Raw genomic sequence first — 16,563 nt, 5'->3', positions numbered from 1 at the left:
TTTATCGGCTCAGTCCGCAGTGTGTGGCGTACGCAGGATGACTCGTTAGCGGGGCTGACGTTTGGTCAGTGGGTGCATCTTCTCCCCAAGCCTCATGCGGGAGAACGCAATGCTCGCGTAATTCTTTGGAATGAGGCGCTTGAACCGAACCTCTCGCCCTATGGCCGAAGCTCCAGTAATCGCAGGCGTTTCCAAAGCCAGGCGCTTGCGGTCAAAGAACTACGCAACCGAGCTACTCATCGACGCCCGCTAGTCAAAATTGAGTCAACACGACCCACCGTAGGTGATGATGGGGCCGAATCGCGCCAACTGCACTGCGATCAACCGGATTCTACGGCGCATGGCGACGACTACGCTCACCCGCCCCAAACCGTGCTCCCCACCGAAGCGATGGGGGCTCAAGCGAGTTCACCGGGCGGCGGATCGTTGGCCCCGCTATGTTGCATGCCGCGATTATCGACGGCACGCTCGCCCAGTGGGTGCGGAGGCTGGAGGCCTTCTGAAGTAGTTGCCTCCAGCGGAGTCGGGAATTTGTGAACAGAATTGCAGATGGGAGTAATGGGGGTTGAGGCACTACACAGTCGCCGCTCAATTCAGTTCACTGATATCCCGTTTCCGGTTGGAGCAGGACAGCGGGGGTTAGCGGTTCCGGTTCAGGAAACGCTCCGCGGCACTGCTGCCCTCGATGGCGGTGAAGGCTTTGCCGGGTTCGGAGGAGCACCAGTCGTAAAGGATGGCGGAGGCGGCAGCTAAACCGAAGATCACTGCGGCGACCGTGCCGATACGCTGGACGTTCGGGTCAGAAGCAATCTCCTGGAACCTCCGATTCGCGTCCGCGATTTGGGCGCGGAGGGCGGCGGAGGGGTCGTCGTTACGCGGGGTGCGACCATTGCGACCGCGATCTGGCGAATCCTGCTGGAACGCTGCCTGAATATCCGCATTGATGCGTGCGAGCTGCTCATTCAGCGCACCGGCGTACGGGCGGGCGAGCTCACCGCCAACCGCCGCAAGCACACCAACCGGCACCAGGTAAAACAGCGGCGACGCAATCGCGTTAGCGAAGCAGCGCTCGGCAGTCTTGCCAGGCGCGGTCGGGGTCGACGTTGCGGTGGCGGTCGGCGTGGGTTCCTGCGGGTCCACCGGGGTGGCCGGGGTCGTGGTGACAGTGGTCGTGACGGTCTCCGTGGCCTTTTCGGTCGTTGTGGTGGTCGCCGTAGTGGTCTCGGTTGCTGTGGCCGTTACGGTGGTCGGGGTGGTCTCCTTGGTGGTCACCGTGGCGGTTTCGGTGGTCGGCTCAGGGGCCTTCTCCGTCGTCGTCGCGGTCTCAGTCACCGTCGTTGGAGAGCAATCGCAGTCCGCCGTCGTCGTCGCCGTGGTGGTTGCGGTGGTAGTCGCCGTCGTAGTTGCCGTCATCGTCGCCGTGGTGGTTGCGGTGGTAGTCGCCGTCGTAGTTGCCGTCGTAGTTACGGTGGGCGTTGGCGTCTCGGCAGGCGAGGTCGGGGCTTCCGGCGCTGGGATTTGGATCTCGGCGGTCTCACGCTTGATTGGGTTCATGATGACGCCGCCGACGTAGCTGCTGTAAATATCCGACGGGTACACCTCCGTCATCGAACAATGACGCTGGTTATCGTATACGGGCTGCTCGATGACTACGCGGCTACCGCTAGGAAGGAACACCTGCCCAAGCGTTTTGTTCAGGTCGGCGCGATTGAGGTTCAAACCCCAGTCGTAAGTTTGCTGCCAAGTCGTGTTTTTATACTGCTCATTGCGCTTCTCCAACGTTCTCGGGTCCGTCAACCGTCCCTCAGCATTGAACTCACCAGCTTTGCCGGTAATCTCCTTGCCGTCGGCGTCAAAAATGGTAATGGTGGCGTCGCCAAGCTGAACATTGGCTGGGTCGGTGACGCCGAGGAAAAGCTCGGTAAGCCAGGCGCCGTATTCACCAGCGTGGAGTTCGTATTCCGTCTTGGCAATCCAGGTGCACTTGCCGTCAACTACCTGAGGCGAAACGGTACGCTTACCCGGGACAGCGTCGAAAGAGAACTCCGGATTAATCAGTGCTTGGGCAGCGCCAGAAAACGTCAAAGTCTCACCCGCGGGAGCATCTTTCGTTGCTTTGACGGGGACGGTGATCTGGAAGTTGCCTTTCTCGCCCATAGCGCCGCGAAGGTCTACTTCGTACGAACCTGATGGGAGTTCATTAAACCCCTGAGTCCCCAAAGACTGGCCGTTGATGTTTACTCCTGCGCGGTCGGCAAGCTCGATGCCGTCCGGCAGTGTTACCTCAACAGTGAAGCCTTGAATGTTGGATTGACCAGGTTGAGCAGCTGCGTCCCCAGCAGGAAACGGCGCCTCCGCTGTTCCCGAAATCGTTATATTAAACGTGTCGCCAGCTTTGACCTCGTCCGCCTTATCCGTTTCGACCTCCACGTCCACGGCCGGAATCTTCGCCGGGTTAGTCACATCGGGGCTCGGCTGCATGCCTGCAGTGTCTTGCTTCTCCACATACGCGCCCGCCACCGGGCCACCCACCGCAGTAATTGACCCGCACGCAATAGCGATAGCACCACACAGCGCAACCAGTTTCTTCCGGTTCATACTCTATTTCTCCACAAATCTGCACAACGCCGAACACAGGCGACTTACACGGATAACAATAACCCTTTGCAGACGGTTTTAATAGAGCTTTAATTATCGACGCCCCCTCCGCACCCCGGGTGCTCGGCGCGCCTCGCGTGCTGCTTTGGTCTCGTCGACCAATGCTGGTCACGGGGTTTTCGACCAGTTTCGAGTATCTGCGCCGATTTCGCGGTTCGGCGATCGCCTAATCGCCGAAAGTGCGTACCGGGGTTGGTCGACCATAGGAGGTTAACCGGAGCGGATTTTAGGCGAGCAATGATGGCGGCCGAAGTGCTACAACCTAACATCTTGCGACCGCACTCGGACCCACATCACGCTCGGACCGCTCCCCAGTCGCAGGCAAGATCGATGGGGACAGATCCGAGGCCTGAATGCTGGCGTTCGAGGGGTGGATCGGCGAATCGGAGACATGGGGGCAGAAGAGGGATTAGGTAGTGGGTGGGGACGTGCTTCACGCGCGGAGTCGAGAATTTGTGAACAGAATTGCAGAGGAGAGTAATGGGGGTAGAGAGGTCGTGGCCGGGGCAGGTTGGGAAGGTCATCCTCGACCACCCCCGCGCATGCGGGGAAGACAATCGAACCCCCGCGCCGTGACCATCCCGGCTGGGGCCACCCCCGCGCATGCGGGGAAGACGCTCCGACACAAAGTACGGCTTGCCTGATTCGGAGACCACCCCCCACGCATGGAGGGAAGACACCTCGCAGCTGATCAAGGCCACCATAACCAAGGGATCACTCCCGCGCATGCGGGGAAGACATTTGGCCGGACGTTTCACGCCCGTTGGACTCGGGACCCCCGCGTATGCGGGGAAGACGTGATCAAGGGTTGCGGCTGTTGCAGCTTGTTGGGACCACCCCCGCGTATGCGGGGAAGACCTGCGCTGCACCCTCCTGGATTGCACGCCCACGGGACCACCCCCGCGTATGCGGGGAAGACCAAGACGACTACGACGCGACCGTCATCGATGAGGGACCACCCCCGCGTATGCGGGGAAGACGCTTGCGCGTCTGTTTTGCGCTTAAAGCCCTGCGGACCACCCCCGCGCATGCGGGGAAGACATCTCGCCTGCGGTGGCGAGAACATTGCTTTGGGGACCACCCCCGCGCATGCGGGGAAGACTTCGCCTCGGCCAGTGCGGTATCCGCGTCTACCGGACCACCCCCGCGCATGCGGGGAAGACGCCACCAAACAGCCCGCCTACCGCGTCTGATAGGGACCACCCCCGCGCATGCGGGGAAGACTTCGTGGGAGCCATGCCCGGCGCGCTACGAGTGGGACCACCCCCGCGCATGCGGGGAAGACAACGGGTGGACGGTGCCTGCCTGGTCGCGATAGGGACCACCCCCGCGCATGCGGGGAAGACCGTGGCCCGGCCAAGAACTTTGATGGGGCACCGGGACCACCCCCGCGCATGCGGGGAAGACGGCGACTGACCTGATCATGTCTGCGACAGACCGGGACCACCCCCGCGCATGCGGGGAAGACGCAGATGGACAGCCTGGGACTGCACAAATTGTGGGACCACCCCCGCGCATGCGGGGAAGACTTGGAGCATCTCATCGCGCAGAATGATGTGCTGGGACCACCCCCGCGCATGCGGGGAAGACAACGTATTCTGCGTGCGCTTGTCCGCATCGGGGGGACCACCCCCGCGCATGCGGGGAAGACTTCCCAGAGACCACAGGTGAGCCAGTAATCAACGGACCACCCCCGCGCATGCGGGGAAGACCTCAATGGTGTCTGGGCTGATGGTCTGCATTAGGGACCACCCCCGCGCATGCGGGGAAGACTCAAACCACAGCTCACGGGCCTTCTTCGCGGCGGGACCACCCCCGCGCATGCGGGGAAGACTACGGGGACAGTGACGTGCAGACCTGCACCGACGGACCACCCCCGCGCATGCGGGGAAGACCCTGGTAGCGGTATTCGTTGCCCTCGCCGGTGGGGACCACCCCCGCGCATGCGGGGAAGACTTCTCAAGCGCCCCGGAAGCGGCAACAGCCTGGGGACCACCCCCGCGCATGCGGGGAAGACGCAGATGGACAGCCTGGGACTGCACAAATTGTGGGACCACCCCCGCGCATGCGGGGAAGACTTGGAGCATCTCATCGCGCAGAATGATGTGCTGGGACCACCCCCGCGCATGCGGGGAAGACAACGTATTCTGCGTGCGCTTGTCCGCATCGGGGGGACCACCCCCGCGCATGCGGGGAAGACTTCCCAGAGACCACAGGTGAGCCAGTAATCAACGGACCACCCCCGCGCATGCGGGGAAGACGCTTACTGACCTGGAGTGATGTCACACCACCGACCATTTTAGATACGACTGCCCCGTCAGCAAGGCAGGAGCACTAGTAGTCTTAAACCGGAGCACAACCGTGACACTACGGGGATTAAGAACTGTCCATGATGGGCTCCCATACTTTGATTTGGCCAGATTGCCGGGTTGGCTGGTCGCGCCACTTGTAGATTGGCAAGGTCGAAATGGGACTCATGACGAAGTCTTGGATTTCTTCCAAAGTCGACCATTCGGTAGGCGCGGTCAGTGTCAATTGCCTATCGCGGACACCGGACCCGTTCTCGTCACCTGGCATGCCGAGTGCAACCATGCCCGCGATTGCCCAGGCCAGATGGTCTTCGGAGTATCGCCGATCCATGTCACCAGAGAAGCGATCGTCTGTGTTGACGTCGAGTCCTCCGGTCCCTTTGCCATCCACGAGGCCGATGGTGGGGTCGTAAAGTGATTGTGTTCGTTGAACGGGGTCATCGGTGACAATGGCAAAATACGGCTTTCCGTTCCCGTGGAAAATCGGGATTGAGAACAACCTCGACTCCCCATCATCAGTGAAGGCATCGAAAAACAAAGGAGCGGCCTCCGGGCACTGTTCAAGCGCCGACTGCCGGTGTTGGAGGTACCACTTATTTCGCCCCTTCACTCGATCCTTTGCATCACTATCGCACAAAGTGCCATCCGGACTCTTGAAACCGGCCCCGACCTCTAGAGAAAAGGCCATCGAGTTATAGAGCTGCATGTCCCAAGAAGGATCAACTGTCGACGACAGTTCCACCTTGCCGTCGACCACCCTGAGTTTCGCCGAGGTATCGCCATTGCGGACGCAAGAAGCGAGCGCTCCGATGCCTGCGAGAAGCATCGTGAGGGAATACGGCCGTGGGCCTGTGAACACGTGCGTCACCGCGTACTCGGAGACATCGACGAGGGAATTGGGGTTGACATGGATGTTGAGGGACTCCCACGACTCGGCTAGTCCACTGCGTGGAGAGGCCGATGCCGCCCAATCCGCGCTCCGCAGCATCGTTTCGTAAAGGGCCACGCCCCAAGGTCCAAATTGTTCCTCGAGAAGTCGGTAGCGCAGTGAGTTCGTGTAGGTTGTGCCATCGTGCGGGCTCAGGCGCCGAGCCCAACCGTGGTGGGACAGGATCAGGTGGCGCACGAGTTCTTCCGCGAAAGAGTCACCACGAACCGCGGTCGCTGAAAGGACTTCGTGACGCCACGTCGTTTGACCGCGATCAAGCAACGACGGCATGACGCGACCGACCGGTTTCGCAACGGGTTCAGGCAGATAGTTGCCGAAACTGTGTTGGAATCCGGGGTCAACCTTGCCGGCGTCATGAAGGAGCCCAGCGCGAGAGACTGCTTCAACCATGTCGTCGGGAATACCGGAAAGCGTCGCGTATTGTTCGGCGAGCTGGGAAGTCTGCACGCTGTGGTCGGCAAGCGTGACGCGTTTGGGGGTGCGTCGCGCTGCAGCTGTGGAGTAGCGGACGCCAACGGCACGGCCGCTGAGCACAACGTCGAGGTTCTCAACGTCAACGTCGGAGAAGCGCTCCGCTATGCGTTGCAAGATGAGATCGGCTGGTTCGAGGCCAAGTTGCTCGGCAAGCATGAAGAGGTCTTGCTCATCGAGAAGCCCGATATCGAAGAAACCACGTCCCTGCTGAACACAGATCTGCATCGATTGGTCTTCCACCGGCGCTTGCAGCTTCGTAGAGAACCCCGTCTCTGGGGAGTAGCCTCCCTCGGACGCAGAGATAACCACTAGCGCATCCGGTTCCACCTGGCTGATGGACTCGGGCTGCACCCATTCTTCGCCAACACGAATACGACAGTTGATGGTGATACGCTGCGACTTCGGTTTGTCGCCACTCCTCGCCACAGTATCCGCGAACGCCGCATCCGATGACTTTCCAGAGAGAAACGCCTGCGCCTGCCCGATCGGAATAGCGATCGTTTCGTCGGGAAATACTTGCGCTTGGTCAAGTATCTCATCCAGGTTTTCACGCCACGCCAATGTGACACTAGCGCGGTCTGTCGCATCAGGTCCGAACGCCAACGCTTCCCACGGAACCTGCGCCGGAGGCCTGGTCGAAGTCAAACGAGGCAAGTACTCCTCCACCGAACAGGTACGAGGATCAGGTTCCCATGCCTCAGAGGGAACCACGAGCGTGCTTGCGTCTCCGATCAGACCGTCTTCTGCCTGTGCAAAGAGACTGTCACGCGATGCCTGCATCTGCTCGCGTCCATAAATGGATTTCGCGGCACCGTCAGGCTTTACCGGAATCACAACAGTGGACTCGCGCTGCTGGCGCAGGCCGGTACGATTCACACGCCCAAAGCGTTGCACTAGTGCAGGTAGCGACGGCAACTCCGTCACCAGTACCTCTGCATCAATGTCCACGCCGACCTCGACAGTCTGCGTTGCGACGATCACCGTGTCCGGAGTGAAATCATCCGGCAGTACCCGATCAATGGGTCGAACCGTCGAAGTCAGCAACACGACATTGGCAGAACTACGCTTCAGCTTCGTACGCAATTTCTTCGCCACATCAACAGCCCGCTTCACCGTATTCACTACGACCAAGACGCCATCGCTGTCTGGGTCTTGGGAGCGTGATTGAAATGCGGTTTCCGCAGCCGCTACCAGCTCGTCTACCGGCTTCGACGTCTCAACTAATCGGACCGGTTTCTTGATCCCCAACCGGGCCTTCGCCGCTGGAGACGGATCCTCGGCAAGAGAACCAATGAAGCAATCAACTGACCTCAGGCTTTCAGGAATTGTCGCTCCGAGAACAACGGTCGAGCCTACGAGAGGCGAACGCGGGTACTGGCGTTGGAGTTGCTCCACCTCGCGCCACATTTTGACGGCGGCCGGGGCAAGGTGGGGTTCGTCGATAAGAATGAGGCGATCAACACCCGTAAGACCTGCATGCATGGACAGTGTGCGTGGGGAGACAGAGACGCCTCGGAACAGCGTGCGGGAAGCAAGCTGCGTTACCGTTGCCGTAATGATTTGTGCGCCCACCGGAGTAAGCCACTCACGTTCGGGGGCTTTGCCACCATGGAGCGACGTGACACGAAGCACCGGCCCCTTGTGATCTCGTGGAAGCAGCTGGCGTAGCGCGTCTCGTACCGGCGCAAGCTGCGGCTGTGTCTCGAGTCTGTTCGCGATAATGGCGCCGTGTGCAGCAGCACCATCCACTACTAAGCGGCGCTCAACTGTAAGGAAAATACGCAGCGGAAAATGGCGCGCACCTACGCCGTGCTCGGCAACGTCTTTTGCTAGCGCCCAGACGGCAATATCCAACGTCGAGGTCTTGCCGGCACCGGTTGGTGCAGCGACCTGCTCAGGCCAGCTCTTGCGCTCCCACACTTGCTGGGCGAGCTCATCTTGCCACTTGAACGGCGCGAATCCGTGCACTGCCTCGTAGAACGCGGCAAATGTTGGGAAGGTGCTCATGATTGTGCCTCTTTCGCTCGATAATCGGGAAGGCATACCCCAGTGCCACGCTTGGGGTCCAGCAATAGTGGGCCGTGGACGACATCCGGGGTGTGCAAGGCAAGATGCCACGCGCGCTGCGTGGGTGACGTAGGAACGTGCTGTTGCCCGGCGCGAACAGGCGCTGCAGACATCTCAAGGATTTCGGCATCGGGTACCGCGGCAAGAATCTGCTGGCTAGCCACCCATTTGTCCGGGTGGCCTATGAACGGAACCGCAGTCGTCCATACCTGTGCTGGGCGAAGCCAATAGCTCGGTTGCAGCGTGATCGCCCCTGTATTCTCGCCGAGTACTTCAGTATCGAATGACGGATCAAGAACGACTCCACCGGTGGTCACGACGCCTAGGCCTACCGCGGAGCCATCCAGGTAACGGTTGCCGGAACGGGTTAGAGGGAAGGCTGCGACGCCGCCTTCGCCACGAACCGACTTCGCGTACTTGAGCGCCTGCTCGAGGGGAAGTGGGCGTCGAAAAGCGAGGGGAACGAGCACACTGTCGCTGTTCGGAACCACTGCGGCGGGAGCATACGAAGCTGTCCGCACGCGGTGATCCACGGGAATGGTGACCCGTGCATCCTCACCGAACGTGGACGCGTAGCGATCATCGAGCCAGCTCAGAAAACCCGGTGAGAGCACACGGAGTTGCTTCCCTCCCCGCGGCATCGGCGAGTAGAACTCATGCGAGTTCGCACACTCGCGGATCAAGTCAACCTTGGAGGTGCGGCCTGCGCTGATCACCACCAGGTCAGACTCGCGGCCGAAATACCCGACGTCGTTGGCGAGCTGCTGCACCAGCGCAAGCTGCTCATCGTTGATGTCGAGCTGCTCCCACACGAAGTACAGGTCCCCAGTGACCACAAAATGCCCACTGGAGCGCTTGCGAATCTTTCCACCGCGTTGCCCCATGATTCTCTGCGGACCTTCAAACACCTTTTGATTAGCTTTCTTACCGCCCGGGGTTGCGGTAATCGGCTGCATATACGTTTCTCCTGAGCCTCCTGCATACGCGGGCGGGACAACGATGAGCGGATCCGCCGCAGCGCATATCTCACTCAAAATCGCGCGAGCCTCTTCGACCTCCGGTAAGCGATGTGCCGCTGCAAGCAGCGCTGCGACCAACCTCGCTGGCGACGGCGGGAACACGACATGATCCTCGTGATGCCCCGAGTACATCCCCGCGACAAATTGAACGGAAAATGTCAGTGCCACTACTTCTTGCCTTTCTCAGACTTCTTCTTGCCTTTCTCAGACTTCGAAGCTTTGGACTCGTTCAGGATAGTCGTCGCTCGTGCAGCCAAAATGGCCTCCGGGTACTCGGTATAGATCGGCTCTGCGAAGCGCAGCTCCTCAGGCAGTCGGCCATATGCTGCCTGGAAACCAGCGATCGCTGCGTCCAAGTCAATGTCCCAATCCTCAGCAGTACCAGCAGCGGTGATGCGCTTGAATCCTGATGTCGACTGCACCGTGACCAGGTCACACCCTGAACGGAGGAAGTTGTCATCCTGCGTAACAAGCAACCCGAAGATTCCTAGCCAGGCCAGTACATCAGCAATCAGATGCGACGCTTCGCGGTTACCAGGCACCTTAAGGTGCCGCAGGTTGGTCAACGATACAGAGGACTGGCGCAGAATAGAACCGCACGAAAAGGCCTTTGTCGTCGGTGCGTTTGGTACAGGACCGAGACCGAACTCCGATGGGGATTGGTCGCCGCCTTCGCAAAGCTCCAGTGTCTTATCATCCCGCTGCAAATTCACTTCGGCCGAGATGCCGCCAAGTACGTCACCTTTCGTCGCGCCATACGCAATATCGTGCGCGTCATAGCCTGTCATCACCGACGAGAGCGAACGCGCCAGCTTGTGACGCCGCGGAGCGACCGACGACAGCCAGAACCCAAACAGCGCGGAGTTAGGGAAGTAGCGGAACAGCAAGTCTGCACGATCGGCTGAGGCGTTAGTGATGATCCTGTACACCTCGCTATCGCGATCTGCCCAGATCTGCTTGCCATCAATCTCGCTGTGCCTGATGTACGCATCCGCATGACGGTGAGAAGTCACCCACGTGCTCGCTTCAGCCTGGCGTAGGTCATTACGCAGCATTTCAGCGAGGAACTTCTCGTCATACGGTGCTGCATCCTTCTTCTTCAACGCCTTCGTTGCCACCTCGAGTAGCTTCTCGTCGCTGGTCTTTTCATGATCCAAGAAGATACCTGGCAGCTTTAGCCCCAAGAGATCCTCATTTTCGATGATCGCCGTTTCAATCCGCGTTGCCTCAGCACCAAGCGAATTCACAACAACCGACGGACGAAGCACGAGCGCACCAGAATCAGGGTCCTTCGCGAACTCGCGATAGCCCGATTCAGGAGTAGGCACCGGTTGCGCCTCAGAACGAGCAAACGCAGCCCCATCAGAGCTTCCAATGTAGGTCGGCGGTGCGATCGGTGAGCCACGACCAGCTGTGGGCACCATGTCCCCAACATATGTGATCGCCGCGTAGTTCTTTGAGAGGGAATCATGAGACATAAGAAGTAGTCCTTTCAGATAGTTCAAGTGGGTTTATGCGAGTGGCGAGAGCCGCAAAAGGCCGCAGCCAAAGTTTTTCGACCTGCCGAAGCCCTCGCGATACGCCCTCAGCGCCAACTCAGCGTCCGCGACTGTGACTTCAGCAGCAATATCTGCAACCGGCACCGTACGTTTCCTGATCGGCAGCCGGTACGAGCGTGCAGCATCAAGACTGGCGACCGAGAAGCCGGCCCGCTCAAGTTTTTCCACCAACCATTGCTCGAGCTTTTCGCCTGGCACCGGGACACGTTTGCCATGGATTGCCGGCCGGTTCGGAAGGTTCCAGATTTCTTCCGGTACCCACGTAGCAGGGGTGTAAGTGGTTTCAACCGTTGTCTGGAGGAGATAGCGCTTTCCAGCCTGCGGTTCAGTGTGTTCTGCGGCCACCACCGAAATATCGGCTGTCTGCTTCAACGGGATGCAGGAGCTGACGAGCATCTCAGTTGGTTTCGTCATCGTCCACAGCAGGTGTGCGGACTGTCGTGGAGATTGGTGATCAAGCACTCCATCAGGAAGCAGGGCCATCAAAAGGCGGTGGCCAGCGCCGTGGTCTGTCGCGATTTTCTCGACGGCTCTCGACGGCAACGTGAGCACATACCGCGCGTATGTAGGGATGTCATTTGTCATAGACCCCAATATAAAAGACGGTCCGGACATTACTGGCGGGCTGTGGAATTTTTGTTCGAACACGGGTAAGGCCGTGCCAGAGTCTAGTGGAATGCGGGCTGCATAGCGGTACTAGCCCGAACTGCACCGTGTAGCCGTACCTGGACCTCAGCTTCCGTAGGCACACACCCCACGAACTACCAGGGTAAACAGATCTAGATTTGGAAAATTGATATATTTTAGACGTCATACGCCTGATCATTTGCAACGAAAGCAGCCGACGACGAAAAGTAGAGTTCCTACCCATAACCCATCCCGCCCTCTAGCTCTTCTAGCAATCGGAAAAAGTAAATCATCCGATTCGCATGCCCGCTATCTTGGTTATGCGCTAGGAAGACTTCTTCTAATGCACTGGGCTCCACATACCCCTGATCCTTGTCCAAGGCGGACAACTCTCCACGCCTAATATTGTCAAATAGCAGTTCGATTGATTCCGGATCACTGATCGGACTCGTCGCCATAACCTGTGCAGGACCGTAGGTCCCGCGCTTCCGAAACGAACCAGCCAACCGTTCAAGCCGCCTAAACCACCGTGGTCGCTGTTCTACTTCCGCCAGCACAATCGCTTTCACGAGAAATTCCTCAGTATGATTCTTTGCCGCGAGCCGTTCGATCAACTCCCAATTCTTTCGGCCCATATCATCGATCAATGAATCAATGAGTTCCGCACCGTCGAGCTTCTGAGCGTTCAAAAGAGAACGCGCAATTGACCAAATAATGGCTGCGAAAATACCAGCCCAAACCGCTTGTAAAAGTTCCTCAGAACCGGGGATCATCCATTGAAGGTTGGCGCGAAAAAATGTAACAAGTACAGCAGTTCCTACAACTATCACAATTGTGAACAAGTGGTAAAGCGTCCAAATTACCCATGTAGAGGGTTTCGGTGGGCGAAGAAGATCCACCAAGGCCCTGAAGTTTGTAGTCAAAATATGCAATAAACATAAAATTCCCACGCCCAGCCAGGGATTCGCTCCACCTCTCTCAAGAATTACCGCCAGGAACAAACTTACAAGTGCGACTGGACCTCCGCGAAAAAACAAAAATGCTCGGACTGGGTTTTGCTTATAACTCGATTCCGCCGAGGTCTCCGGTTTGGTGTACGAACTTGGCCACTCACTCTCAATCCAACGGTAGATGGCCCAAAGTGCTACCGCGCCCAAAGCTGCGCCAATGAAAGATCCAATAATTTCCGCAATGACCATTCGAATCCAATCGAAAGACAAAAGTGCCTCTGTGAAGGGGCTTTCAACACATCATTATGCTGAACTGCCAAATAAATCCTAAAAGAAAACATTAGACAAATACCCCAACTCAGTAAGAGCACCAGCCGAAGCCACATGAGAACAAACAGCAGCGCATCGCACGGCGCCAGCCCAGTGTTGGGATATAGAGCATCCTATAGAAACTGCGGATAGTCCAATAATTAACTTGTCGCACCTTCTTCAATGCAAAGACCTGCTGGAGTCAGACGGCAATAGCGCTTTGGGCATTATTTGTCACCAACAGAAAGATATCGCCGTGTCCGACGTGATCGACTGGGTCGAGTCTCAGCAGTTTCGAATTCCCTAGACTCCGAAAAAGAATTGTTTATTTCTTAGATCGCGAAATCCGTCGCGCGAATATGTCTGAAGAACGGATTGGGCAAACAGTTCCCACCGTCATCGCTCAGCTTGAAAGCTGGAAATCACCTCTCCCAGCCTGACTGGGGTTGTTGGCTTCGTTTATCATCAGCAGAATTTTTACCTAGGCGCGGAGTCTGGAATTTGTGAACAGAATTGCAGATGGGAGTAAATCGCGGGTGAGGAGGGGCGCACTGGAAACCGCGAGGCCAAGGACGCTCCTCACCCTGCAGAGCCACGCGATGATGTTGCCGAGAAGTAAGCTGACGACTGTGCGCCTCGGAAGGGTAGTGCCAGAACTAAAGAATAGATACGAACGTTCAGGTAATATTCAGGCTTAAAAGGTCCCGCCAAATTCAGAAAGATTGTACAGCCGATGAATTCATACGCTCGAACGCCCGACCTTCGTACACTGACCGTTCAGCAGTTGTGCCAATCCTCACCGATTTTTGAGCAGTTTTCGCAGTATGTGCTTCAAAATGAAGATGAATGCGCCGAAGCGCTCAAGAAGGGCTTCATCGCAATCGATACGAACGTCTTACTGAACCTATACAAGTATGACGAAGGCGTAACCAACAACTGGCTGCAGACGCTCCAGCATTTCGGCAATCGCCTTTGGATTCCGCATCATGTTCTCAAAGAGTTTTGGAGCGCCCGATCAGGGTTAGTTGGCAGTCCTGATACCAAATCATCGAAAGGCAAGATCGAGAGCTACGCTGAAGAAATCAGGCGAGAGTTCGAAGGCTGGTTAGAAACCCAGGCCGTGGCATCTAAAGAAGAATATGCGCAGTTGCTCGACGAAGTGACGCGAAGCGCCGAGAAACTGACGGCGATTTTGCAAGAGTCAATAGACACTCATAACAAGCGATTTGACCACCGTGTTGAAGAAGATGAGATTGTTCAAGCTCTCGCCCTCATGACGTCGAAGCAGTCAGAATCTTCGGCCAATGTCTGTCCTTCCTTCACTGAGCAGGAGCTCGAAGAGATTTACACAGAAGGCAAGGAGCGCTTCGAAAAGGAAATCCCGCCAGGCTACAAGGACGATCAGGCCCACAACAAAAACGGGAAGAAGGATGACAAACAGTACGGCGACCTAGTTGTTTGGAAAGAAATACTGCGTCTGGCAAAAAACCTGAACGCCGACTCGACAGAGTCCACATATCCGTATGTTGTCTTCGTCACCGGAGATCTCAAGGATGATTGGTGGGAGAGAATCAAAATTGATGATGTCCCAGAAGCAAAACGGTTTCCCCGTAAAGAGCTAGTCCAGGAAATGTATACACATACTGCCAGCCGATACATCCAATTGACTCCTCAAGGCTTCATCGAAGCTGTACAACGCGAGTTTCCAGAGTTGGGCATTTCAGACGAGACGGTTACCGCTACCGCCAAATCTGCAGTAGAGACGACGGCATACCCCGACGAGTTCTACATCACTGTGTGGGGGAAGGTTCGTGCTACTGCGACGATTCATACTGACGGCCGCTGTGTAGTACAAGCCGGTTCTGTAACTGATTCTGGATGGGCTCCATCGATGCCGAAGAGCTACCGGGATTTAGCGCTCAAGCTGGAGGAAGAAGGCGTACTCAAATTCAAGGGCGACGACCGAAGCACGGAGAACGGCCCCTTTGAATTCACCGAAAACTATACGTTTACTTCGCCGTCCGCGGCTTCCAGCGTGGTGAAAGGCGCTGCGACCAATGGAAACCAGCTATGGAAGACAGATACGGGTGAAACCCTAGGGGAATACCGCTCAGCACGAGACGAAGATAGTGAATAAGTACGATCAGCTCGAGGCAACCGGGTGTTTTTTCATCATTGATGCTGAGCTCCCCTGCCCAGATGCTGCACCTGGATTTTGGGCACCCGGAGTGGCCCCTCTGACAATATCGGGTGCAGCGGCAGCCGCGATTGCTCCGTATGTTGCCGACAAGCAATCGATAAGACAGAACCCAGATGGCACGGTGCTGGCGGTTTCCAACTCAAATCGGAATGCAGTCAACTCTTTTGATCCCAAGACCCGGAACGCTGCTTTCCAGTGCTTAGAGCACGAACCTCCCGAATCGGCTCCCGGTTTCCTTTCCGTGTTCCACCACGTACCGAACGCCGATCAGACGTTCACCCTTGCTAGTTCGGAAATTCGTTTCTCAGCTTTTGAATTGTTCTATCCTACCCCAATATTCAGGAACGAAAGAACCTCAGAAGCCTCCAGGCGTTGCATCATTATTGCCCACATCTCTCAGGATTTTATGGCTACCCACGGCAACGACCTGGAGAGGTTTGCCTCGCTGCTGGAAGACGGCGTGCGCCACACAAACGAACGGCGTCAGTTCCTCAAAACGGTAGATGATTACTTCGCAGCCCATCTTGGCGGGCAACAAGCGAACCGAGAAACTCACTACCAGTGTTACCCGGTTACCACCGCGTTGTCGCTGAATCCAGAGAAGAATGCCGACGACATGCTCCTTGCCCGAAAAATTGCGACCACCACTGGGCAAAAGGACAAGAACAACAAGGACGAAGCCCCGCAAAGAGTTCAGCGAGCTCGCGCGGATAACTTGAAGTTGTCTGACTCCTGGGGCGCACAAATCCTTAATCGCGGTGCAGCGTTTTTCTCCGCTGGTGAAAGCACACACGAGTACAGCGCTCAAATTTTCTACGTATCGGTTATCTACTCACGGATCTTTGCAGTTATGTTTCTTGCCGAAATTCTCTACCGAGAAACTGCCGACAAGATCGAAGATGAAATCCTAGAAACCTCTGCAGAAAGCGCTAACTACACTTCATTGCTGCAGAATGTGCTGGCGTTAGATAGCGAGTTCGATGCGCTCAACAACGTGGTTTCTACGTTCACAAATACGAGAAACCGCACGCACAAGGCAATAGCTTCCGAACTCTTCGATTCTCTCGCGCTGGGTAATACCAAGGAGCACTTGGACTCTCGGCTGGAGAAGCTCAAAGAAAAAATCGCTATCACGGGCGAGATCGATAGGGCACAGGCGCAGGAAAGAACCGAGCGATTCCGGTTCTACTTAAGTACGGTGCTAGCGGTGCTTGGCTTGCCAATCACCGTCTACGCATTTTCCGGCGCATGGCAGATGAGCGCTACCTACACCATCTTGATCATTGCCGATGTGCTCTTGGTAGGAACGCTGGCCTACATCATCATGCAGAAGCGGAAGAAGCAATAGATGCCTCGACGAAAAACACCTCCGCCTCAAATACTCCAAGGCGCTGCGAGCCCAGTGTGCACGGAAGTTAGCGACGGCGTTTTAGTCTTGCTCA

The 16,563-nt window shown here is 57.0% G+C and carries 8 protein-coding genes and 1 CRISPR repeat array; of the genes, 2 read left to right on the top strand and 6 right to left on the bottom strand.

What is annotated here, in order from left to right; translation table 11 throughout:
• Positions 1 to 639 precede the first annotated feature (639 nt).
• From ACXIUA_RS02600 to ACXIUA_RS02575, 6 genes are all read right to left on the bottom strand, one after another.
• Positions 640 to 2,598 carry a hypothetical protein gene (locus ACXIUA_RS02600; protein ID WP_457976052.1) on the bottom strand — a complete coding sequence of 653 codons (1,959 nt, stop codon included), beginning with the start codon at positions 2,596 to 2,598 and terminating at the stop codon, positions 640 to 642.
• Between the two features lie 889 nt (positions 2,599 to 3,487).
• Positions 3,488 to 4,919: direct repeats of the CRISPR family, unit length 28 nt; unit sequence GGACCACCCCCGCGCATGCGGGGAAGAC.
• A 115-nt stretch (positions 4,920 to 5,034) separates the two neighbouring features.
• Positions 5,035 to 8,397, bottom strand: coding sequence for a type I-G CRISPR-associated helicase/endonuclease Cas3g (gene cas3g, locus ACXIUA_RS02595; protein WP_457976051.1), 3,363 nt, complete (start codon positions 8,395 to 8,397; stop codon positions 5,035 to 5,037).
• On the bottom strand, positions 8,394 to 9,644 hold the full coding sequence (gene csb2, locus ACXIUA_RS02590; protein ID WP_457976050.1) for a type I-G CRISPR-associated protein Csb2: 1,251 nt from the start codon (positions 9,642 to 9,644) through the stop codon (positions 8,394 to 8,396). The genes cas3g and csb2 overlap by 4 nt, the downstream gene beginning before the upstream one ends.
• Positions 9,644 to 10,954, bottom strand: a complete 1,311-nt coding sequence (cas7g, locus tag ACXIUA_RS02585; protein ID WP_457976048.1) for a type I-G CRISPR-associated RAMP protein Csb1/Cas7g — start codon at positions 10,952 to 10,954, stop codon at positions 9,644 to 9,646. The genes csb2 and cas7g overlap by 1 nt, the downstream gene beginning before the upstream one ends.
• 33 nt (positions 10,955 to 10,987) lie before the next feature.
• Positions 10,988 to 11,620, bottom strand: coding sequence for a type I-E CRISPR-associated protein Cas6/Cse3/CasE (locus ACXIUA_RS02580; RefSeq protein ID WP_457976047.1), 633 nt, complete (start codon positions 11,618 to 11,620; stop codon positions 10,988 to 10,990).
• A 278-nt stretch (positions 11,621 to 11,898) separates the two neighbouring features.
• Positions 11,899 to 12,882, bottom strand: a complete 984-nt coding sequence (locus tag ACXIUA_RS02575; RefSeq protein WP_457976046.1) for a hypothetical protein — start codon at positions 12,880 to 12,882, stop codon at positions 11,899 to 11,901.
• Between the two features lie 772 nt (positions 12,883 to 13,654).
• On the opposite strand from ACXIUA_RS02575, the gene ACXIUA_RS02570 reads away from it, so the two are divergent.
• Both ACXIUA_RS02570 and ACXIUA_RS02565 read left to right on the top strand, forming a co-directional pair.
• Positions 13,655 to 15,058, top strand: coding sequence for a DUF4357 domain-containing protein (locus ACXIUA_RS02570; RefSeq protein WP_457976045.1), 1,404 nt, complete (start codon positions 13,655 to 13,657; stop codon positions 15,056 to 15,058).
• Positions 15,051 to 16,469 carry a hypothetical protein gene (locus tag ACXIUA_RS02565; protein ID WP_457976044.1) on the top strand — a complete coding sequence of 473 codons (1,419 nt, stop codon included), beginning with the start codon at positions 15,051 to 15,053 and terminating at the stop codon, positions 16,467 to 16,469. The genes ACXIUA_RS02570 and ACXIUA_RS02565 overlap by 8 nt, the downstream gene beginning before the upstream one ends.
• Positions 16,470 to 16,563 lie beyond the last annotated feature (94 nt).

The organism is Corynebacterium sp. UMB8791 (assembly GCF_054166365.1).
Note: the sequence above shows the minus strand (reverse complement) of the source record. Positions and strands in the feature narration are given on the sequence as shown.

Bases quoted from the DNA above. Each gene is read 5' to 3' on its own strand.
- ACXIUA_RS02580 (WP_457976047.1), bottom strand. From the start codon at position 11,620: ATGACAAATGACATCCCTACATACGCGCGGTATGTGCTCACGTTGCCG.
- cas7g (WP_457976048.1), bottom strand. From the start codon at position 10,954: ATGTCTCATGATTCCCTCTCAAAGAACTACGCGGCGATCACATATGTT.
- cas3g (WP_457976051.1), bottom strand. From the start codon at position 8,397: ATGAGCACCTTCCCAACATTTGCCGCGTTCTACGAGGCAGTGCACGGA.
- ACXIUA_RS02600 (WP_457976052.1), bottom strand. From the start codon at position 2,598: ATGAACCGGAAGAAACTGGTTGCGCTGTGTGGTGCTATCGCTATTGCG.
- ACXIUA_RS02570 (WP_457976045.1), top strand. From the start codon at position 13,655: ATGAATTCATACGCTCGAACGCCCGACCTTCGTACACTGACCGTTCAG.